The 19431-nt window shown below is 68.6% G+C and carries 21 protein-coding genes and 1 pseudogene; 10 read left to right on the top strand and 12 right to left on the bottom strand.

Annotated features, from left to right (window positions below; all coding sequences use genetic code 11):
- Positions 1-121 precede the first annotated feature (121 nt).
- Positions 122-757: a DedA family protein gene (locus tag ACIA8G_RS20820; RefSeq protein ID WP_396420231.1), complete on the top strand. Its 636-nt coding sequence runs from the start codon at positions 122-124 to the stop codon at positions 755-757.
- Here the strand turns inward: ACIA8G_RS20820 and ACIA8G_RS20815 are convergent.
- The 4 genes from ACIA8G_RS20815 to ACIA8G_RS20800 all read right to left on the bottom strand — a co-directional run bounded on the left by ACIA8G_RS20815 (position 747) and on the right by ACIA8G_RS20800 (position 5984).
- Positions 747-1778 carry an amidohydrolase family protein gene (locus ACIA8G_RS20815; RefSeq protein ID WP_396420230.1) on the bottom strand — a complete coding sequence of 344 codons (1032 nt, stop codon included), beginning with the start codon at positions 1776-1778 and terminating at the stop codon, positions 747-749. The two genes, ACIA8G_RS20820 and ACIA8G_RS20815, sit on opposite strands and share 11 nt — an antisense overlap.
- Positions 1779-1835: 57 nt before the next feature.
- The gene (gene katG, locus ACIA8G_RS20810; protein WP_396420229.1) at positions 1836-4067 is read right to left on the bottom strand and encodes a catalase/peroxidase HPI; all 2232 of its coding nucleotides are present in this window, start codon (positions 4065-4067) and stop codon (positions 1836-1838) included.
- Between the two features lie 17 nt (positions 4068-4084).
- Positions 4085-4519, bottom strand: coding sequence for a Fur family transcriptional regulator (locus tag ACIA8G_RS20805; RefSeq protein WP_396420228.1), 435 nt, complete (start codon positions 4517-4519; stop codon positions 4085-4087).
- 70 nt (positions 4520-4589) lie between these two features.
- Positions 4590-5984 (bottom strand): PLP-dependent aminotransferase family protein, encoded by a 1395-nt coding sequence (locus tag ACIA8G_RS20800; protein WP_396420226.1) that lies wholly within the window; start codon positions 5982-5984, stop codon positions 4590-4592.
- A gap of 22 nt (positions 5985-6006) precedes the next feature.
- Here ACIA8G_RS20800 and ACIA8G_RS20795 point away from each other — a divergent pair, with 22 nt between their 5' ends.
- Positions 6007-6897: a DMT family transporter gene (locus tag ACIA8G_RS20795; RefSeq protein ID WP_396420224.1), complete on the top strand. Its 891-nt coding sequence runs from the start codon at positions 6007-6009 to the stop codon at positions 6895-6897.
- Here the strand turns inward: ACIA8G_RS20795 and ACIA8G_RS20790 are convergent.
- Positions 6857-7435, bottom strand: coding sequence for a suppressor of fused domain protein (locus tag ACIA8G_RS20790; RefSeq protein WP_396420223.1), 579 nt, complete (start codon positions 7433-7435; stop codon positions 6857-6859). The genes ACIA8G_RS20795 and ACIA8G_RS20790 overlap by 41 nt on opposite strands.
- Positions 7436-7524: 89 nt before the next feature.
- On the opposite strand from ACIA8G_RS20790, the gene ACIA8G_RS20785 reads away from it, so the two are divergent.
- Positions 7525-8067 carry a DUF6939 family protein gene (locus ACIA8G_RS20785; protein WP_396420222.1) on the top strand — a complete coding sequence of 181 codons (543 nt, stop codon included), beginning with the start codon at positions 7525-7527 and terminating at the stop codon, positions 8065-8067.
- Positions 8068-8077: 10 nt separating this feature from the next.
- On the opposite strand, the gene ACIA8G_RS20780 is transcribed toward ACIA8G_RS20785, so the two are convergent.
- Positions 8078-9082 carry a Shedu immune nuclease family protein gene (locus ACIA8G_RS20780; protein ID WP_396420220.1) on the bottom strand — a complete coding sequence of 335 codons (1005 nt, stop codon included), beginning with the start codon at positions 9080-9082 and terminating at the stop codon, positions 8078-8080.
- A 207-nt stretch (positions 9083-9289) separates the two neighbouring features.
- Here ACIA8G_RS20780 and ACIA8G_RS20775 point away from each other — a divergent pair, with 207 nt between their 5' ends.
- Complete coding sequence (locus ACIA8G_RS20775; protein ID WP_396420219.1) at positions 9290-9625, top strand: hypothetical protein; 336 nt, start codon at positions 9290-9292, stop codon at positions 9623-9625.
- A 16-nt stretch (positions 9626-9641) separates the two neighbouring features.
- Here ACIA8G_RS20775 and ACIA8G_RS20770 read toward each other — a convergent pair.
- Positions 9642-11049 (bottom strand): annotated as a pseudogene (locus ACIA8G_RS20770) (aldehyde dehydrogenase).
- Between the two features lie 128 nt (positions 11050-11177).
- Here ACIA8G_RS20770 and ACIA8G_RS20765 point away from each other — a divergent pair.
- The 3 genes from ACIA8G_RS20765 to ACIA8G_RS20755 are packed head-to-tail and all read left to right on the top strand — an operon-like array spanning position 11178 to position 12500.
- Positions 11178-11756: a TetR family transcriptional regulator gene (locus ACIA8G_RS20765; RefSeq protein WP_396420218.1), complete on the top strand. Its 579-nt coding sequence runs from the start codon at positions 11178-11180 to the stop codon at positions 11754-11756.
- 40 nt (positions 11757-11796) lie between these two features.
- Positions 11797-12141, top strand: a complete 345-nt coding sequence (locus ACIA8G_RS20760; RefSeq protein WP_396420217.1) for an MmcQ/YjbR family DNA-binding protein — start codon at positions 11797-11799, stop codon at positions 12139-12141.
- Entirely contained in the window at positions 12138-12500 is a 363-nt protein-coding gene (locus ACIA8G_RS20755; RefSeq protein ID WP_396420215.1) for a VOC family protein, read from the top strand. Before ACIA8G_RS20760 ends, ACIA8G_RS20755 begins: the two co-directional genes overlap by 4 nt.
- Here ACIA8G_RS20755 and ACIA8G_RS20750 read toward each other — a convergent pair.
- From ACIA8G_RS20750 to ACIA8G_RS20735, 4 genes are all read right to left on the bottom strand, one after another.
- The gene (locus tag ACIA8G_RS20750; protein ID WP_396420214.1) at positions 12491-13642 is read right to left on the bottom strand and encodes a hypothetical protein; all 1152 of its coding nucleotides are present in this window, start codon (positions 13640-13642) and stop codon (positions 12491-12493) included. The genes ACIA8G_RS20755 and ACIA8G_RS20750 overlap by 10 nt on opposite strands.
- The gene (locus ACIA8G_RS20745) at positions 13639-15108 is read right to left on the bottom strand and encodes a WXG100 family type VII secretion target (protein WP_396420213.1); all 1470 of its coding nucleotides are present in this window, start codon (positions 15106-15108) and stop codon (positions 13639-13641) included. Before ACIA8G_RS20745 ends, ACIA8G_RS20750 begins: the two co-directional genes overlap by 4 nt.
- A gap of 7 nt (positions 15109-15115) precedes the next feature.
- Positions 15116-15610, bottom strand: a complete 495-nt coding sequence (locus ACIA8G_RS20740; protein ID WP_396420212.1) for a YbaB/EbfC family nucleoid-associated protein — start codon at positions 15608-15610, stop codon at positions 15116-15118.
- A gap of 71 nt (positions 15611-15681) precedes the next feature.
- Positions 15682-16539: a serine hydrolase gene (locus ACIA8G_RS20735; RefSeq protein WP_396420211.1), complete on the bottom strand. Its 858-nt coding sequence runs from the start codon at positions 16537-16539 to the stop codon at positions 15682-15684.
- Between the two features lie 137 nt (positions 16540-16676).
- Here ACIA8G_RS20735 and ACIA8G_RS20730 point away from each other — a divergent pair, with 137 nt between their 5' ends.
- From ACIA8G_RS20730 to ACIA8G_RS20720, 3 genes are read left to right on the top strand one after another with little or no spacing between them, the layout of a single operon-like run.
- Positions 16677-17099: a hypothetical protein gene (locus ACIA8G_RS20730; protein ID WP_396420210.1), complete on the top strand. Its 423-nt coding sequence runs from the start codon at positions 16677-16679 to the stop codon at positions 17097-17099.
- Positions 17096-17320: a helix-turn-helix transcriptional regulator gene (locus tag ACIA8G_RS20725; protein WP_396420209.1), complete on the top strand. Its 225-nt coding sequence runs from the start codon at positions 17096-17098 to the stop codon at positions 17318-17320. Before ACIA8G_RS20730 ends, ACIA8G_RS20725 begins: the two co-directional genes overlap by 4 nt.
- The gene (locus ACIA8G_RS20720) at positions 17317-18261 is read left to right on the top strand and encodes an NAD(P)-dependent alcohol dehydrogenase (protein ID WP_396420208.1); all 945 of its coding nucleotides are present in this window, start codon (positions 17317-17319) and stop codon (positions 18259-18261) included. The genes ACIA8G_RS20725 and ACIA8G_RS20720 overlap by 4 nt, the downstream gene beginning before the upstream one ends.
- Here the strand turns inward: ACIA8G_RS20720 and ACIA8G_RS20715 are convergent.
- Positions 18219-19400, bottom strand: a complete 1182-nt coding sequence (locus tag ACIA8G_RS20715) for an amidohydrolase family protein (protein ID WP_396420207.1) — start codon at positions 19398-19400, stop codon at positions 18219-18221. The two genes, ACIA8G_RS20720 and ACIA8G_RS20715, sit on opposite strands and share 43 nt — an antisense overlap.
- Positions 19401-19431: the final 31 nt, after the last annotated feature.

The raw sequence follows: 19431 nt of genomic DNA, 5'->3' as shown, positions 1-19431 counted from the left end.
TGGTTTTCCGCAGTATTGCCCTGCGGTTTTCACCCCGATTCCCGACGGACAACCTCATGGTCCCTCCTCCCTCCCCTTCCTAGCGTTGACCCCGACCGATTCACCGTCCAAGGGGGACACAATGCTGGCTGAGTGGGCTGTCGAGCTGATGGAGTCGCTGGGAGGCGTCGGCGCGGCCGTGGTGGTGGGCCTCGACAACCTGTTCCCGCCCATCCCGAGCGAGCTGGTGCTGCCGCTGGCCGGGTTCTCCGCGAGCAAAGGCGTGTTCAGCCTGCCCGCGGCCCTGTTCTGGACGACGCTGGGCTCCGTCGCCGGAGCCGTCATCGTGTACCTGGCGGGCATGATGCTGGGCCGCGAACGCACCCGCCGCCTGGTGGCGCGCATTCCTCTGGTCAGCGTGACCGACTTCGACAAGACCGAGGCCTGGTTCACCCGGCACGGCACCAAAGCCGTGTTCTTCGGCCGGATGGTGCCGTTGTTCCGCAGCTTCATCTCGCTGCCGGCGGGGGTGGAGCGGATGAACTTCCCGAAGTTCCTGGTGCTGACCACGTTAGGAAGCCTGATCTGGAACACCGTGTTCGTCGGCGCCGGGTTCCTGCTGGGCGAGAACTGGCACAGGGTCGAGGGCTACGCGGGCATCTTCCAAAAGCTCGTGCTCGCCGCCCTGGCTGTCGGCGTGATCCTGTTCGTGGTCAGGCGGCTGCGTTCCAAGGGGGACCTGGAGGCGACGGAGGTGATGCCGCGTGTCAGGCGATGACGTTGCCCCGCAAGATGATCCTGCGAGGCTTCTGCAACACCGACGGATCCAGGACCGGGTCGGCGTCGTAAGCCACGACGTCCGCGAAGCCACCATCGACCAGCCCGGGAAGCCCGAGCCACGACCGGGCAGTCCACGACCCGGCCCCGAGCGCGGCCTCGACCGGCATCCCGGCCTTGACCAGCCAGGAGATCTCCTCGATCACACCGCCGCACGGCAGGCTGTCCGTCCCGGCCAGCACCGTCACGCCCGCCTCGTGCGCCGCGCGGACCGTCGGGAACAGGCCGTCCCAGCCGGCCTGGATCCACGCGCGGAACCGCTCCGGCCCGTTGTCCGCGTTGGCGGCGATCCGCGAGAACGTGGTCATGGTCGGCACGAGGACGGTGCCCTGCGCCGCCATCTGCGGCAGCAGCGCGTGGTCCAGGTTCATGCCGTGCTCGATGCTGTCCGCTCCGGCCAGCACGGCGTTGCGGTTGCCTTCGGGGGTCTGGCAGTGCACTGCGACCCGCCCACCGGCTGCGTGCACGGCATCGATCGTCTCCGTCAACACGTCCAGTGGCACGGCCGGGAAGTCCTGCTCCCAGTCGCCGATGATCTTGCACCAGCCCGAGGACGCCTCCTCGACCGCGGCCGCGGGCAGCTCGTCCTCGGTGATCCGCCTGCCGTACCCCTCGAAGAACCGGCCGGGCGTCGCGAGCCAGCGGCCACTGCGGTACAGCCTGGGCAGGTCTGGGTCCTCGGGGCGGTCGGGCACGGGGTCGGGCGAACCCGGCGAGCGCACGACCAGCACGCCGGCGGCGCGGTGCTCGAGCATGTGGCGTCGGAACACGTCGTGGTCGTAGGCGTCGCCCGGCTTCTCCATCCCCGGATGCGAGTGCACGTCGACGAGCCCCGGCAGCAACCAGCCGCCGTCGATCACGGCGTCCTCGGTGGACGAACCGGCGCGCAGCCGGTCGCCGTCGAGGACGAACGAGACCTCTTCGCGCTGTGGCAGGGCGATTCCCCTGATCACGACCCCCATGAAAACCAAGGTACCCCAGGCCGGGGGAGTGGCCTGGGGTACCGGGGAGGGGGTGGATCAGACGTCGTAGCGGTCCGCGTTCATGACCTTGTTCCACGCCACGACGAAGTCCGCGACGAACTTCTCCGACGCGTCGTCACTCGCGTAGACCTCGGCGACGGCGCGGAGTTCGGAGTTCGAGCCGAACACCAGGTCGTTGCGGGTACCGGTCCACTTCACCGCACCGGTGGCGCGGTCGCGGCCCTCGAAGTTCTCCTGGTCCTCGGTCACCGACTTCCACTCCGTCTCCATGTCGAGCAGGTTGACGAAGAAGTCGTTGGTCAGCGTCTCCGGCTTGGCCGTGAGGACGCCCGCCGACGAACCGTTGTGGTTGCCGCCCAGCACGCGCAGGCCGCCGACCAGCACGGTCAGCTCCGGCGCGGACAGGCCCAGCAGGTTCGCCCTGTCGATGAGCAGGTACTCCGACGGCAGCGGGTGGCCCTTGCCGCGGTAGTTGCGGAAGCCGTCGATCGTGGGCTCCAGCACCGCGAACGACTCGGCGTCGGTCTGCTCCTGAGTGGCGTCGGTACGACCGGCGAGGAACGGCACCTCGACCTCGTGGCCGGCAGCCTTGGCCGCCTGCTCGATCGCCGCGGCACCGCCGAGGACGATCAGGTCGGCCAGCGAGACCTTCTTGCCGCCGGTCTGGGCGCTGTTGAAGGACTCCTGCACGCCTTCCAGCGTGCGCAGGACCTGCGCGAGCTGGTCGGGCTCGTTGACCTCCCAGCCGCGCTGCGGCTCGAGGCGGATGCGGGCACCGTTGGCGCCACCGCGCTTGTCGCTCTGACGGAACGACGAGGCGGACGCCCACGCGGTCTTGACCAGCTGCGAGACCGAGAGGCCGGTCTCCAGGATCTTGGCCTTCAGCGTGGCGACGTCGGCGGCCGAGATGACCTCGTGGTCGGCGACCGGCAGGCGGTCCTGCCAGATCAGCTCCTCCTGCGGCACCTGCGCGCCGAGGTAGCGCTGGATCGGGCCCATGTCGCGGTGGGTCAGCTTGAACCACGCGCGGGCGAAGGCGTCGGCGAACGCCTCGTGGCTCTCCGCGAACTTGCGCGAGATCGGCTCGTAGATCGGGTCGATGCGCAGCGCGAGGTCCGTGGTCAGCATCATCGGCGTGCGGTCGAGCGTGCCGTCCTCGGGGTCCGGCACCGTGTTGGCGCCCGCACCGTTCTTCGGCTTCCACTGGTGCGCGCCGGCGGGAGACTTGGTGAGCTCCCACTCGAAGGCGAAGAGGTTCTGGAAGAACAGGTTCGTCCACTTGGTGGGCTGCTGCGTCCAGGTCACCTCGAGGCCGGAGGTGATGGTGTCGCGGCCCTTGCCGGAACCGTGGGTGCTGATCCAGCCGAAGCCCTGTGCGTCGATCGCGGCGCCCTCGGGCTCCGCGCCGACGAGCTCCGGGTCACCGGCGCCGTGCGCCTTGCCGAAGGTGTGGCCACCGGCGATCAGCGCGACGGTCTCCTCGTCGTTCATGCCCATGCGGCCGAACGTGTCGCGGATGTCGCGGGCGGCGGCCAGCGGGTCCGGGGTGCCGTTGGGGCCTTCGGGGTTGACGTAGATCAGGCCCATCTGGACGGCCGCGAGCGGGTTCTCCAGGTCGCGCTCACCGCTGTAGCGGGAGTCGCCGCCGAGCCACGTGGTCTCGGGGCCCCAGTAGACGTCCTCGTCCGGCTCCCACACGTCCGCGCGGCCACCGGCGAAGCCGAAGGTGTCGAAGCCCATGGTCTCCAGCGCGCGGTTGCCCGTGAAGATCATGAGGTCGGCCCAGGAGACCTTGCGGCCCCACTTCTTCTTGACGGGCCACAGCAGACGGCGGGCCTTGTCCAGGTTGCCGTTGTCCGGCCAGCTGTTGAGCGGGGCGAAGCGCTGCATGCCCGCGCCGGCTCCACCGCGGCCGTCGAGGGTGCGGTAGGTGCCCGCGCTGTGCCACGCCATGCGGATCATGAACGGGCCGTAGTGCCCGAAGTCCGCGGGCCACCACTCCTTCGACTCCGTGAGGACGGCGTCGACGTCGCGCGCCAGCTCGTCGAGGTCGACCGTGAGGAACTCCTGGGCGTAGTCGAACTCGCCGCCCATCGGGTTCGCCTGGACGGGGTGCTTGCGCAGGATTCGCAGGTTGAGCTGGTTGGGCCACCAGTCGCGGTTGCTGCCGCCCTCCGCGGGGTGGCTGAGTCGCCCGTGCGCGACCGGGCAGCCGCCCGCCTCCTCCACGTTCAGCTCGCTCAGCTTGGCGTCATTGCTGTCGGACACGGGAATCCTTCCGGTGTTCAGGAACTTTGTGCGGCGGTCTTGCACTTGGGGCAGATGCCCCAGTAGATGACCTCGGCCTCGTCGAGGACGAACCCGTGGTCTTCGGATGCGTCCAGGCAGGCCGCGTGACCGATGGCGCTGTCGACGTCGGCGATGACGCTGCAGGATCGGCACACGACGTGGTGGTGGTGATCCCCGACACGCGCCTCATAGCGCGCGACCAAGCCCTGAGGCTCGATGCGTCGCAACAGGCCGACGCCGGTCAACGCCTTGAGGACGTCGTACACGGCCTGGTGAGAGACCGCGCCGAGGTTCTGGCGCACGACACCGATGATCGAATCCGTGTCGGCGTGGGGGTGTTCGTGCACCGCGGACAGCACAGCTATTCGCGGAGCCGTCACCCGAAGTGAGGCTCCACGCAACATGCGCTCGAAATCCGATGCTGTGGGCACGAGGATCACCCTGCCGTCTTTTCTTGAGTGAGTCAAGTTAACGATACGATACAAGACACTAGAGCTGGGGTCATCGCCGTACGGCGGACACGGCGTCGGCCAGCCGGCGCACACCCTCGGCCAGCACGTGCTCAGGTGCGCCGCCGTAGGTCAAACGCAGGAAGCTGCCCGGTGGTTCAGCGGCGAACCACGGCCGCCCGGGAAACACCACGACGTCGCGCGCCGCCGCGGCCGCGGTCAGCTCCACGTCGTCGACGCCGTCCGGCAGCTTCGACCACAGGTGCAGGCCGCCGGACGACCTGGCGACCTCGAACTCCGGCAGGTGCTCGCGGATCTCGCGCGCCAGAGCGTCGCGCCTCGACCTCAAGGACAGCTGGAGCATGCGCAGGTGCCTGCGCCAGACCGGGGACGTCACGAAGTCGACCGCCGCGTCCTGCAGCGGCCCGGAGACGTACAGGTCCAGCCTCGACCGGGTGTTCTTCAGTCTGATGCCGGCCGGTCCGCGGGCCCCGATCACGGCGACGCGCAGTCCGGGCGCGGCGACCTTGGTCAGCGACCGGACGTAGACGACGTGACCGTCGGTGTCCTGCGAGGCCAGCGTCGGCGGAGCGGGTCCGTCGACGGTGAAGCCGCGGGCCCAGTCGTCCTCGACCAGGAAGGCGCCCGCCCCGGTGATGATCCGCATGACCTCGGGCCGCCGATCGGCGGACAGCACGGCGCCGTGCGGGTTCGCGTGCAACGGCTGGCAGTAGAAGAGCTTCGCGCCGGTCCGGGCGAACGCGGCCTGGAGCAGGTCCGGCCGCACGCCGTCCTGATCCGCCGGTACCGGGACGACCTTGAGGCCCGCGTCGCGCGCGGCGGCGATCGCGCCGAGGTAGGTGGGCGACTCGACGAGCACGGCGTCGCCGCGGTCACCGAGACCGCGGAACACGGTCGCGAGCGCCTCCTGGGCGCCCGCGCACACCGTCATGTCACCCGTCCTGAGTTCGCCGCCCGCCTCCTTCGCGAACCACGCCCGCAGCTCCTCCTTGCCCTCGGGCGGGACCCGCCCCCACGAGGCGGGCCGCCGCGCCGCCCTGCTCAGCGCGATGCCGAGTGCCTCCGCCGGCTGCAGGTCCGGGTCGAGGTAGCCGCTCGACAGCGGGATGACCTCGGGTTTCGGCACCGCGATCAGGTTCGCCACCAGGTCCTCGCCCGGCCTGCCCTCGCCGAGCGCGACGGCCTGCCACGACAGGTCCTGACTGGTCGTGGGCGTGCGCTGGGCGACGTAGCTGCCCCGGCCCGGCCGGACCTCCACGAGCCCCTCGGCCGCGACCCGCTGGATCGCCTGCTGCACGGTCGCGGGCGAAGCCCGGTGGCGCGCCATCAGGTCGCGCACCGAGGGCATGCGATCGCCCGCGCGCCCGGCGTGTGCCGTCGCTCTCAGGTCCTCGATAACGCGGAGCGCTGCGTTATCCTCATTCATGAGAGCCAAGAGTAACGTTATCGTGCCAGCGGGGGTAACACTCGGCGCGCTGGGCGTCCTGGGTTTCAGCTTCTCGCTCCCCGCGACCCGCTTGGCGGTAGCCGGACTCGACCCGTGGTTCGTCGCGTTCGGACGGGCGTTCGGTGCGGGCCTGCTGGCGATCGGTTACCTGGCGTTATCCCGTTCGCCGCTACCTTCGGTAACGCAGGTCCGGCGCCTGCTCGTGGTCGCTCTCGGCATCGTCGTCGGCTTCCCGCTGTTCACCTCCCTGGCGCTCACCACCGAAACGTCCGCGCACGGCGCCGTCGTGATCGCGGTGCTGCCGATGTGCACCGCGATCTGGGCCGTGGTCCGCGCCTCCGAACGCCCGCCAGGCCTGTTCTGGCTGGCCAGCGGCGCCGGTCTGCTGGCGGTGCTGGCCTTCGTCGCGGTGGGCGGCGGCCTGTCCGGCGGTGTGGGACTCGCCGACCTCTACCTGATGGCGGGCGTTGTGTTGTGCGGCTTGGGATACGCCGAAGGAGGCGCGCTCGCCCGAGAGCTCGGCGGCGCACAGACCGTGTGCTGGGCGCTCGTCGTCTCGCTGCCCGTGACGCTGCCGGTTTCCTGGTACACAGCCGATTTCTCGCGCGCCACAGGCGTCGTGTGGCTCAGTTTCGCTTACGTGACCGTGATTTCGATGTTCCTGGGCTTCTTCGCCTGGTACGCCGGACTCGCCGCGGGCGGGGTCGCCAAGATCGGCCAGATCCAACTGGCCCAGCCGGTCCTGACCCTCATGTGGGCGGCCCTGGTCCTCGGTGAACCGGTCGGCTGGCCGGCCCTCGCCACCGCCGCTGTCGTGGTCGTGTGCGTGGTCCTGACCCAGCGCAGCCGCGTCACACCGACGAAGGTCGCTGTGGAACAAGCAGTTCGCTGACACCGGCACGGTCGAACGCCTCGATGAGCGCGTCGGCACCCTTGCTCGTCTTGAGCTGGATCTCCGCGGGGTGCAGCGGGATCACGGCGAGCAGGTTGATCTTCCCGTCGATCTCGCGCGCCTCGGGCCGCACCTTGAGCATCGGCGTGATGACGATGCCCGCGAACTCCGTGTTCGGCGCGTAAGGCACAGCAGGGTCGCCATTGGGCAGCAGGTGCCACGCGCCGAGCCACGTGCCGTACTCGTGTGGAAACCGGGCCAGGTACTTGATGAGGTGAATCGGCCAGGCATCTTCGGCTTCGAGGTCTTCGAGCGGCCAGTCCGCCGGCAGGCACATCATCAGTTCCGCGAACGGGCTGACGCCGTCCGGCACCGTCATCGGCTCGTTGCTCATGCCCTCGGTGACGATCGTCCTATATGGACGTTCGTCCGTCGGTCCGACGACGAGCACGTGCACACCGGTCGACGGCATCGCGTGCAGCACGAACTCGATCGGCCCGAAGTGCTCCTCGACGTGCCGCTCGATCGATTCCCCCATGCTCTCCATGGCGTCAGCTTAAAAGGCCCGCCGAAAATTGTCAGACCCTCCTGTCATGCTCGAACCACCCCGAGCGAGGAGTGTGTCCATTGCAGATCGAAGTAGCGAGCAAACGGCGCAAGGTCCACCGGCCTGGTTCCCTGGTGATCGACGTGACGTCCCGCGGCCCGCAGCCGTGGGTGCGCTTCAGCCCGTTCTACCCGCACGGCGGCATCCCGGTGCCGATGTCGCCGGGCGAGACGAGCGAATCGGTCGAGGGCGTCTGGCAGGCGTTGAAGGTGTTCGAATCCGCCGACGTCGACCGGTCGAAGCTCTCCGTGAAATCCATGAAGGGCTTGAAGCGCACCGTCCGCCGCTTCGGTGCCGTGCAAGGCCATCGGGCGGGCCTGCACGGCGACCGTCTGCTCGACTACCGCACCGCGCGCCACGAGATCTACCTGCCGGTGTATCGCTGGGTGCTGGAGCACCGGTTGCGGGCCGAGGTCGCGGAGCTGCACGCGTTAGCCATGTCGTCGGAGGTCGTGCTTCTCGACTACACGACCAATGGCGACGTTGACGACCTCAGCACTCCGCTGTCCCACGCGGCACTGATCGCTGATCACGTGAGGAGGTTCAGCCTGGCCGCCAACTGAACGGTTCGGCTTACTGTGCGTCGAGAGCCAGTGTGCGTTCTGCCGACTCGATCAGATCCCCATAGGTGATCACCTCAATGCGGCTCAACGTAGCGTTGTACGTGCGGAACGCCTCTGAGATCTCTTCCGGCGTGTATGGGCCGGCGTCGAACGACGGGTGCCCGATCAGCACCGTGGCGAATGCCCGCCTGCATTCGATGCCGTGAGTCGCGAGGATCTGTGCGCGGTTCTCGTCCAGCGAGCGCAGGTAGTTCGCTGCCTGAGTCATGGCGCGGTGCACCTCGATCCCTACCGACGGATGGGAACGCGGCTTCTCGATCAGCCGGGGCACGTTGGCCTTCTTCAACTCGACGACGTGCAATGCACCGTCCCCGCGCAGCAGCGGGATGTCGAGCTCGTCACCGGGGGCCAGGCGGCGGCGCGCGAGCTCTTCGACGTAGCGGCCGCCGAAGATCCACGTCTGCTTCTTGAGCTCGTCGTGGATCTGGCCTTCGGTGCTCTCCGGGGCGTCCACAACTGCGCGAAGCCGATCAAGGGCGGTCCTTCTGCGATGCCACTGGACGGCTTGAGCGAGGGCGTCGGCGCCGGGCACTTCGGCGAGTTCCTCAGCGAACTCAGCAGACAGTTTTGGATCGTCGTCGGTGAGCACCAGCTGGATGCGGCTGAGCCAGGTCATGTGATCGGCGAAGTTGCGTTGCAGCTTCACACCGCCGAGCCGGTCCTCACCGATCCGCCACCTCTCCATCTTCCTGGTGACGTCGCGCAACCAGCGGCGGGCATCACTCGCGCTGGCGTCCGGCCGATGTTTGGTGAATTCGGTGAGCAGTTCGGTGCTGCGCTGTAATCCGACCTGCAGCAGCAATCGCATGTGGTGCTCGTCGGATTCTCGTCGGCCGGGTTGATAGAGCGTTTCGAGGACAGTCACCGGTATTCCACCCGCCGCGTATTCGGCGAAGTCGGTGAGGCGGTCGCTGATCGTGGCCTCGTCGGCCTGACCGGCAGCCAGCGCGGCCATGCGCAGGAGCTCCACGAGAGGTTTGCCGCGCTGGTAGGGAGGGCCGGAGCCGGTGCCACCGGTGGTGAAGTCGATCGCGGCAGAGAGGTGACGACCCACCTCCGCTGACTTTGTCATCGACCTGGTTTCCTCGACGAGTCTCAGGAGGACGAAGCCGGATCGGTAATTCACCGAACGAGTGTGACATGAACCGATACGGTGAGGACCGTGACTGATGAAATCGGCCGGGAGTTGCGGCGGCTGCTCGCCGGCATGAGTGGCTATCCCATCGAGGATTCTGACTATGTTTCCTACTTCGTGAACGAGTACGGAGAACGGCTGATCTTCGTGCGCAGGTCGAAGAAGGCGGCTGTGCTGCTGCACTCAGACCTGGGCTGGGATCCGAAAACCGTCGCCGGACCGCCGAGGAGCGGCGGAGCCGACCAGGAGCTGGCTCCTGGTGTCCGCCGTTTCCTCGGTGACGTGCCAGTGCTCGGTGACATCATGCTCAACCATCCGGAAGCCTTGTGGCTCAAGGCTTGCCTGGCGGCAACCGACTACTAGCCCGTGCCAGGCCGGCTCACACGCCGATCGACTTGTACTCCACGTACTGCCCGAGCCCTGGCGCCCCGAACTCGCGCCCGATCCCGCTCGCCTTGTACCCGCCGAAGGGCACGTCGAACGACGGCATGGCGCCGTTGACCATGAACGTGCCCGTGCGGATGCGGCGCGCGACAGCGAGGCCACGCAAGGGATCGGCGGTCCACACGCCGCCGCTCAGGCCGTAGGGCGAGTCGTTGGCGATGCGGATGGCGTCCTCCTCGTCGTCGAAGGGGATGATCACGAGCACCGGGCCGAAGATCTCTTCCTGGGCGATGCGCATGGAGTTCGAGACGTCCGCGAACACCGTGGGGCGCACGTAGTTGCCGTGCTCGAAGCCGTCCGGTGCGCCGAGGCCGCCGGCGACGAGCCGGGCGCCTTCCTCGATGCCCGAGCGGATGTAGTCCTGCACGCGGTCCTTTTGCCGTGCGCTGACCAGCGGGCCGACGAACGTGCCCTGCTCGGCGGGATCGCCCACCACGACCGCGGAGGCGGCCGTCGACGACCTCGGCGTAGCGGGTGCGTGGCACGAGCAGGCGGGTGTGGGCGGCGCAGGATTCGCCGTTGTTCACGAAGGCGCCGAAGGTGGCTGCCTGCGCGATCGCGGCCAGGTCGGCGTCTTCCAGGACGATCGCCGCTGACTTGCCGCCTAGCTCCAGGCTCACGCGCTTGAGCTGGGTGCCGGCGATGGAGGCGATGCGGCGGCCGGCGGTGGTGGAGCTGGTGAAGGCGATCTTGTCCACGTCCGGGTGGGACACCAGGTGCTCGCTCACCTCGCGGTCGGCGGCGAGGATGCTCAGCACGCCTTCCGGCAGGCCCGCCGCGGTGAAGATCTCGCCGAGGAGCAAGCCGTCCAGGGCGGTTTCCGGTGCCACCTTGAGGATCACCGTGCACCCGGCCAGCAGCGCGGGGATGACCTTGACGAGCGCGGACTGGTGCGGGGCGTTCCACGGGATCACGGCCGCCACGACGCCGGTGGGCTCGCGGCGCACGACCGCCGAGTCCTGGCGCGACTCCCAGTCGAACCCCTCGGCGGCGCGCAGGAAGGCCTCGGTCTGGTCGTGGCAGCCCGCCTGGATGCTCTGGGTGAACCACGCGGGCGAGCCGTTCTCCCGCGTCACCAGCGCTGCGATCTCCGCTGCGCGCGCCTTGTGCAGGTCGTTGAACCGGCGCCCGACTTCGGCGCGCGCGTCAGGGCTCGTGAGCGGCCACGGGCCGGAGTCGAACGCCTCGCGTGCCACCGCCACGGCGTGGTCCACATCGACCTTGGTGGCCTCCGCGGCGCGGCCGACCAGTGAGTTGTCGTGGGGCGACCTGATCTCGATCGTCCCGCCGAGCGCCGGCGCGACCCACTGGCCACCGATGTAGTGCTTCTCGTAGTTGACCATGATGTCCTCCTGCTCATTTTCTAACTAGTTAGTTAATACTGTGGAGCAGCGCAGGAGGGTTCGCCAGGGTAAAGCGAGGTGATGTAACTAACTAGTTAGAATTGAAGAAATCGGGCTACCCTGCGGACATGGTCAAGAAGTCCGAGGAGACGAAGGCACGGCTGTTGCAGGCGGCGACGGACGAGTTCGCCACCTACGGCATCGCCGGCGCGCGCGTGGACCGCATCGCCGCGTCCGCCTCGGCGAACAAGAACCTGCTGTACGTCTACTTCGGCAACAAGGAGCAGTTGTTCGACCTCGTCTACGCGGCCGCGATCGAGGAGTGGCTTACGGCGGCGGAGTTCGACGCGCACGACCTGCCGGGGTACGCCGGGGCGTTGCACGACTTCTACCGCACGCATCCGCACCTCATCAGGCTGGCTCGCTGGCACGCGCTCGAACGGCCGCACGCCGAGATGCTGCCCGTCTCCGTCGAGGCGACCACGGACAAGCTGAAGCAACTCGCCGCCGCGCAGGCGGAGGGGGCGATCGATGCGGGGATGCCGCCGTGGGCCTTGCTCACGCTGGTCCTGTCGCTGGCCGGCGCGTGGAGTGACGCGTCACCGGAGGCCGGTCCGCTGGCGGCAGACCCCGAGCACGCCGCGACGCAACGGCACTGCGTCGTCGTGGCCGTCGGCAGGCTGGTGAAGCCCCACCGGGCGGAATGACCGGTTTTATACTTCTGGTCTTCGGCTTTGGGGGTCGGCAGTGGCAACACCGGACGAGTTCTTCAAGATCGTGGGCGCGCTGGCCGACGTGCAGCGCTCCACCGGTCAGCAGTACGACACGTTTCGCGTGCGCGGCAAGGGATTCGGCTACTACTGGCCGCGCACGCTGACGGTCGGGCTGAAGCAGACGCTGTCCGAGCAGCAGGCGCTGGTGGCCGAGCGGCCGGACGTGTTCGAGGAGCAGTTCACCGCGGGCGGTTTCGGCTGGGTCGTGGTGTACCTGGAGGGCGTCGAGGCCGACGAGCTCGCGGAGCTGGTGTTCGAGGCGTGGCGGTTGTCCGCGCCGGACGAGCTGATCGCCGAAGTCCCGGACCTCGCGCGATGACTCGGATCAAGTTCGAGCTGCCCGCCGACGACCTCGGCCGCGCCACCGCCTTCTACCGCGACGTCTTCGGCTGGTCGTCGCAACGACTGCCGTTCGAGTACGCGCTCGTCGACACCACTGGCGACCCCGTCGATCCCGCGGACGCCGACGGCGGGATCTCGCCGCGCACCGAGTTCGTGCAGGGGCCGGTGCTGATCATCGAGGTGGAGTCGATAGACGAAGTGGCACCTCGCGTGGTCGAGGCGGGCGGTGCGCTCCTCAACGCCAAGGAACGCGTGGGGGACTTCGGGTTCTCGCAGTACGTCAAGGACAGCGAGGGCACCGTGCTGTGCCTGTGGGAGAACATCGGTCAGGGCTGACGCAGGTCCAGCGACGAGCCGTCCGCGAAGGCGATCCTGACCACGCGCGGCGCCGGCAGGCTCGAACCCGCGGACACGGTCTCCAGCGACCGGACCGCGCCGCGCGGAATCTCCGCGAACGTCGTGAAGACCTGCGCGGGCTTGGATTCGAACAGGTGCGTCGGGTACACGACGGCCACGCGCTGGTCGCTCACCGCCAGCCGCGCGTTGCCCCGGCTGAACGCGAAGTGGTCGGCCAGCTGCACCGCGAGGCAGGACACATCGGGCGCCGACACCCAGTAGCCCAGCGTCGGATCGTCGATCCAGTCCGGCGGCGACGGCGGCGCGGGCAACGGCCACCGCGGCTTGTCCAGCTCCAGCGGCGGCATCGGGCCGACAGCCGAATAGGGCACCCGCAACGACCCGGCGACAACGCCGCCGACATAGCCGACGATCGGTGGCAGCCCGAGCACCAGGCGTTCGCCGGGCCGCAGCCAGAACCTGGTCAGTTCCTCGACGACGACCGACGCATCGGCCACGGCCGGATCTTCCAGCAGGAACTCGAAACCCGAGCCGTCGGACAACGTCACCCGCGCCGGCGCAGCGTCGGCGATCTGAGCCAGCGGGAACTCGGCCACCACCCGGTACTCCGGCACGGCGACCGGCTCACCCTCGATGTGCTCGCCGAACTTGCGGCGGTTGTCCGCGAGGATCTTCCCGATCTCCTTGCCGAACCCGACCGCCTTGCCCAGGAACGACTGCGCGGCAACAGGTTCAGGTGCCACGTACCGCTCGGCGAGCACCAGCCGGTCAGAGGTGAGAGCCCACAGCCGATCTGCCCGCGCACCCGGCTGGAACCGGGACAACGCCTGCGCGGCAAGACATGACGGTCCCGGCCCGAACACCAGATGATCGGCGGCGGGAGCCTTGTCGGCCCCGGCGTCACCGCCGCCACCCAGCATCGTCAACGCGAGGTCGCCGACCCCTCGGCCCACCGCGGAGACCCCGCGCGTGAACAACGACCGGCCCGGCGCACCGAGCTGGTCGAGGCCGTCCACGGCGTAGTAGAACGTCCGCCGGTACATCGCCCACCGCAGCCGCTCGCCGGCCCGGCAGAGCTGCCGGGCGGCGTGGCCGGGGCCGAGTGGCGCCGAGAAGATCACTCGTACTCGAATCCTCGGTTCATGGTGTCAGCACGCTCCTCGTCCGAGGACGGGTCCTGACCCTTGTTGTAGCCGTACTTGATGCCCTGCTCCACCGCGAGGCCGGGAGCATTCTCCATGACCCCCTTGGTGATGGCGGTCGGCACGTGCGTCGTGCCGCTCATGCCCGCCATGCGCAGGCCGGCCTCGGTGAGGTTCGTGGTCAGCGAGTCCGATCCCGGCCCGTCGACACCGAACCGGCCGGCGAACCGGTTGCCGGTCTTGGAGGCCATCGTCGCCGGGTCCGCCTTGGTGACGATCTTGGCCAGCGGGTTGGCGTCGATCTTGCGCATGACCCACTTCTCGGCCATGTTGCCGTCGCGCAGGCCTTCCGCCTTCTCGACGAGCTTGCGGAGCGGCCCCTTGCGCAGCGCCTGCAGCAGGTCCTCGAGCTTGTCGATCAACGGCTTGAGCTTGCCGAGCAACTGCTTGACCTTCAGGCCCAGGCGCGCCATCGTGCCGCCGACCTGCGCGGTGGTCGCGACGCCCGCCGCGGCCATCGAGGCACCCGCCGTGATCCACGAGGCTGCCAGCGCGGCCAGCCACTCGATGATCAGGCCCATCACCAGCTCTTGCAGGATGTCGATGCAGATCTCGACGAACGCGTCGAAGAGGTCGGCGGCGAGCTCCAGCATCTGCTGCAGGCCGCGGATCTCGTTCGAGAACGCCTCCGCGCCCATGCCGAACTCGTCCATCTGCTGCCGGAACTTGTCGCCCGCCTGCCCGACCCACGGCTGCGCGGTCGCGGCGGCACGGTTCTTCTCGTGCTCGCCGGTCTTCTGCACCCAGTCCGCGACCTTGCCCCAGCCGGTGCCGGTGCTGCGCATCTGCTCGGGGTCGCCGATCGCCGGTTCGAGGACGAACTCGACGATCGGGCTGATCACGATGCCGATCAGGAAGCCGAGGCCGTTGTCGATGAACGACTGGCCGGGGCTCATCACGAACTGCAGCTGCTCCATGCGGGCGTTGACCGCCGCGATGGCCACGTCCGGCGGGCTGCCCGCCCGCGCGATGTCGCCGCTGGTGCTGGCCCACGAGCTGCCGTAGCCGGCGTTCTGCTCGAAGTCGCTCTTGCGCTTGCCGTCACCCGCGCTGTTCAGGTCACCCAGCGTGCCGGGACCGCCGGAGCTGAACTTCTGAAACCCCTGGAGGATCGCGTCCTCGACGTCCTGATAGGTCTGCGCGGTCTGGCCGGTGCGTTCGGCCACGCCCTCCAGGAAGCCCTTGGCCTTGTTCGCCATCTCCTGGCATTCCTTGAGGACCTCGAAGTACTTGAACGCCATCAGCTCGCCGAGCGGGCCGAAGCAGTCGTCGCTCACCCGTGCCTGTTCGAGCAGGGTCGCCAGCTGTCCGAAGTGGCCGGCCGCCTCCTGCGAACCGCGGCCGTGCGCGAGCAGCGCACCGCCCTGCACCTGGTATCCCGTCATGCCCCCATCACCTCAGGATCGAGTTGCCGCCGAAGTCGTCGTCGTCTGAGACTGGCGCGGGCCTCGGACGGTTCCCCGGTGCGGGCCGCGACACAGGAGGTGGCGGCGGTACGTTTTGCTGTGGCGGCGCCACGTTCGGCGCCGGCGCGTCCGGCATCATCACGCCCGAGTGCGCGTTGAACGCGTCCTTGAAGCGCTCCGCCTGGTCGCCCAGCACCGGCGTCACGGTGTCCTGCAACGCCTGCGCGGCCTGCTGCGTCGCCGCCCTGATGGTGGCGAGGATCTCCTGCTGCAGCTGCGTGTGGCTGTACTTCATCGCGTTCGGGCTGAGATGCAGGCCCAGCACCGCTCCCGACGGCGCGACGGTCGCGGTGACCGAGCCGTCGCCGTTGCGAGCCTGCCCGCGCAGTTCCGAGATCTTGTCCTTGAGCTGGCCCGCCTTCGCGGCCTGCTCCTGGAACGCGCGGATCTTCTCCTCGAGTTGTGCCCTTCGGTCCGGCACGGCGACCCCTTCCCCAGTTCCAAGCAGGTCGTCGACCACGCTAGCAACCGGCACTGACAGTCCTCTGACGGTCAGCGGAACAGCAGGCGGGTGATCTCCGTGTCGGTGGCGCGGCCCTCGTCGTAGCCGCCCTCGCCCCTGAGGTTGTTCATGATCGCGAGCGTGTACCGCTCGTCCGGCCCGACGAACCCGACGGAGTTCATCACCCAGCCGCCGTCTTCCTCCGACCAGCCGTTCTTGGCGCCGGAGTCCGGTCCCCAGACGCCCCACTGCTGTGGCGGGCCGACGTTGCGCATCTGCTCGACGATGTAGGCGCGATCCTCTGCGGGCACGGTGTCGAGCACGTAGTTGATCAGCCGGTCGAGGTCGTCGGCCGTGCACTTCTGGAAGCCCCAGTAGGGGAACGTGTCCGAATAACCGTGCTGTGCCACCAAATCGGTCATTCCGTACTTCGGGAACGCCGCGTTGAACGTTGTGCCGCCGTACTTCGTCCACAACTCATCGGCGGCGGTGTCGTCCGAGGTGTGCAGCATCGCGTTCATCAGCCCCCGGTCGCCGGAGGTCAGCTTGATCTTGCCGGAACGGTGGCGCTCCAGCAGGTTCACGACCATCGCGAGCTTGATCGTCGACGCCGTCCACACCAGGTCGTCGGCGCTTTCGTTGCGCCACGTCGCCCCGGTCTTGCGGTCGTGCAACACGATGCCGACGGTGCCCGGCCTGCTCTCGGCGTACTGCCGGGCGGCCTCGATGCGCTTCTGGAACTCGCACTCGAACCCGCTGTCGGGCAACGGGCAGACCTCGGGTGTCGCGACGAGAGGTGCTGCGGCCGGCGTGTGCTGCGTCCGTGCCGCGGCCGGCGGTTCTGCCGTCACGGCGTGCCCGCACGCGGTGAGGACAAGCGCGCAGGCAACAAGGATCGGCCGGAGCATGAGCCGCACGCTATGGGGCCGATCGGCCCACGTCGACCGCCATACGGACGCGTCGATCAAGTAAAGAATATTTGACACCGTGTCCAGTTCGCTTTACCTTGGTCGTGTCAGGTTTCTTTGACATCAGGAGCGGGACCGTGGCGTTCGAGGAGAAGCGGGCGTGGGCCATGGCGATCATCGCCGTGGTCGGCTACGCCGCATATGTGCTGGTCATCCTGAGTCGTGTGGACGGCTGGCCGTTGACTGACGTGCCGTACGCGGACGCCGCGCTGTGGACGATCGGGATCGGGATCGTCGCGGGCATCGTGTCCGGGATCTGGACGGGCATCGCCTCGCGCAACGACGGGCTGCAGGTCGACGAACGCGACCGGGAGATCGGCCGCTTCGGCGACCACATCGGCCAGTCGTTCGTCGCGATCGGTGGCGTGTCCGCGATGGTGCTGGCGATCGCCGAGGCGGACCACTTCTGGATCGCGAACGTGCTCTACCTGTGCTTCGTGCTGTCCGCGGTGCTCGGCTCGCTGGCGAAGATCATGGCCTACCGGCGGGGCATGGCATGAAGCCGACCAAAGTCACGAACACCATCCGCGCGCTGCGTTTCGCGCACGGCGAGATGAAGCAGGCCGACCTCGCGGCGGCGATCGGGATGACGCGGCAGACGCTGATCGCCATCGAACAGGGGAAGTACTCGCCGTCGCTGGAGGTCGCGTTCCGCATCGCGCGGGTGTTCGGGGTGTCGCTTGAAGAAGTGTTCCAGTATCCGGAGGAGGAGACGACGTGAAGGCTGTTGTGCAACGAAGATACGGATCGGCGGTGCTCGGTGAGCTGGATGTGCCTGTGCCTGGGCAGGGTGAGGTTCTGCTGGAGGTGCGGGCGGCGGGCGTCGACATGGGTACGTGGCACCTGCTGACCGGCAAGCCGTATCTGTTGCGGGTCATCGGTTTCGGGTTCCGCGGGCCGAAGTCGCCGGTACCGGGCCGCGACGTGTCCGGTGTGGTGTCGGCGATCGGGCCCGGAGTCGCGGAGTTCTCCGTCGGCGACGAGGTGATGGGGACGTGCGACGGATCGTTCGCCGAGTACGCCGTCGCGCCGGTCAAGCAGCTGGCCCGCAAGCCCGCCGGGTTGTCGTTCGCGGAAGCGGCGGCGGTGCCGATCTCGGGCGGGACCGCGTTGCAGGGACTGCGTGGAGTACAACCGGGGCAACGGGTTCTGGTGCTCGGCGCCGGTGGCGGTGTCGGGTCGTACGGCGTGCAGATCGCGAAGGCGCTCGGCGCGCACGTGACCGGTGTGTGCAGCACGCGGAAGCTGGACCTGGTGCGGTCGTTGGGTGCGGACGAGGTCTTCGACTACACGGCCGGGGACTTCACCGGAACCTACGACCTGGTGCTGGACTGCGGCGGGAACCGGTCGCTGGCGAGGCTGCGCCGGGCCTTGACCCCGCGCGGAACGCTGGTGCTGGTCGGTGCCGAGACCGGGGGATCGCTGACCGGCGGGTTCGAACGGGCGTTGCGCGCGGCCGCGTTGAACCCGTTCGTGTCGCAGAAGCTCACCATGCTGATGTCGGCCGAGCGCGGTGATGTGTTCGACGAGCTGCGGGTGATGATCGAGGCCGGTTCCGTGAGGCCCGCGGTGGACCGTGCTTTCCCGTTGCCCGAAGCGCTGGACGCGATCGAGTGCGTCTACTCGCGACGGTCGGCCGGCAAGGTCGTCGTCACGATCTGACCGCCGATGACCACGGTGGTCACGTGCTGCAACGCCGTGATGTCCCGCATGGGATCTCCTTGCACGGCAATGATGTCAGCGTCCCAGCCGGCCTTGAGCACGCCCTTGCTGACGCTCAGGGCCTTGGCTGCCTGACTCGTGGCGGCGGCCAGCGCGGCCGCGTTCGGGAGCCCGCCCTTGACCAGGTCGGTGACGGAGATCCCGACTATGCCGTGCGGCTTGCCCGCACTGATACCGCCGTCGGTACCGGACACGGTTTTCACGCCGTGGTCGTGCATTCTGCCCGCCGTGTCCACCTTGCGCGCGTAGCTCATTCCCACCTTCGCCCAGACTTCCAGAAGCTGAGGTGGTGGTTGCCCGACGGTGCCCAGTGTGTGGCAGACGACGATGTCCGCCTCCGCGATCGCGTCCATCAGCTGGGCAGGAACCTGGATGCCTTTGTCCGTCAGACAGGTGCAGTGTTCAATGCCGTCCACACCTGCGGCCACGGCGCGTTGGACCGCGTCGAGGCTGTGGGCGTGGGCCGTCACCGGCAGGCCGTGCCGGTGGGCTTCCTCGACGACCACACGCACTTCTTGTTCGGTGAACTGGCACCCGCTCACCGGGGTGCCGGGAGTGGCGAACCCGCCGCTGGCCATGATCTTGACGACGTCGACCTCGCGCTCGGCCCGTTCGCGCACGGCGCGGCGCAGTTCGTCCTCGCCGGCGGTCTCGCCGCCCATCGACCAGCAGTGGCCCTTGGTGCTGGTGATGGGCGGGCCGGAGGCGAGAACGCGCTGGCGGTGCCGGTCCCGCTGCTCGACGACGGACCACTCGTGGTCGCCCAGGTCCCTGACCGTGGTCACGCCGGCCCGCAGGTGCCGGTCGAGGCTGTCCTTGATCACCTCGTCGCGCTGCTCGGCGGTGAAGGTGGGAAGCCGGTCGAGCGCGCCGTTCTGGCTGTCGCCACCGAGGTGGACGTGCGTGTCGATCAGTCCCGGTAGGACGGTCGCGGTGCCGAGATCGACGATCTCGGCACCGGGCACGTCTGGGTGGCCCTGCTCGACGGCCTTGATCGTGCCGTTCTCGGTCAGGACCGTGACCGGACCGGCGAGCGAGTGCTCACCGTCGAACGCCCGCCCTGCCCGCAGCGCCAGCATCCGGACATTCTGAGCGCCGCCTACCGGGAAA

This window comes from Lentzea sp. NPDC051213 (assembly GCF_044455585.1).
Classification (GTDB): domain Bacteria; phylum Actinomycetota; class Actinomycetes; order Mycobacteriales; family Pseudonocardiaceae; genus Lentzea.
The sequence above is the reverse complement of the archived record's forward strand: the minus strand, read 5'-3'. Positions and strand labels throughout refer to the sequence as shown.

Excerpts from the sequence above, each read along its gene's own strand:
- ACIA8G_RS20820 (WP_396420231.1), top strand. The coding sequence starts at position 122 with ATGCTGGCTGAGTGGGCTGTCGAGCTGATGGAGTCGCTGGGAGGCGTC.
- ACIA8G_RS20815 (WP_396420230.1), bottom strand. The coding sequence starts at position 1,778 with ATGGGGGTCGTGATCAGGGGAATCGCCCTGCCACAGCGCGAAGAGGTC.
- ACIA8G_RS20800 (WP_396420226.1), bottom strand. The coding sequence starts at position 5,984 with ATGAATGAGGATAACGCAGCGCTCCGCGTTATCGAGGACCTGAGAGCG.
- ACIA8G_RS20790 (WP_396420223.1), bottom strand. The coding sequence starts at position 7,435 with ATGGGGGAATCGATCGAGCGGCACGTCGAGGAGCACTTCGGGCCGATC.
- ACIA8G_RS20780 (WP_396420220.1), bottom strand. The coding sequence starts at position 9,082 with ATGGCCGCGCTGGCTGCCGGTCAGGCCGACGAGGCCACGATCAGCGAC.
- ACIA8G_RS20765 (WP_396420218.1), top strand. The coding sequence starts at position 11,178 with ATGGTCAAGAAGTCCGAGGAGACGAAGGCACGGCTGTTGCAGGCGGCG.
- ACIA8G_RS20755 (WP_396420215.1), top strand. The coding sequence starts at position 12,138 with ATGACTCGGATCAAGTTCGAGCTGCCCGCCGACGACCTCGGCCGCGCC.
- ACIA8G_RS20745 (WP_396420213.1), bottom strand. The coding sequence starts at position 15,108 with ATGACGGGATACCAGGTGCAGGGCGGTGCGCTGCTCGCGCACGGCCGC.
- ACIA8G_RS20735 (WP_396420211.1), bottom strand. The coding sequence starts at position 16,539 with ATGCTCCGGCCGATCCTTGTTGCCTGCGCGCTTGTCCTCACCGCGTGC.
- ACIA8G_RS20725 (WP_396420209.1), top strand. The coding sequence starts at position 17,096 with ATGAAGCCGACCAAAGTCACGAACACCATCCGCGCGCTGCGTTTCGCG.
- ACIA8G_RS20715 (WP_396420207.1), bottom strand. The coding sequence starts at position 19,400 with ATGCTGGCGCTGCGGGCAGGGCGGGCGTTCGACGGTGAGCACTCGCTC.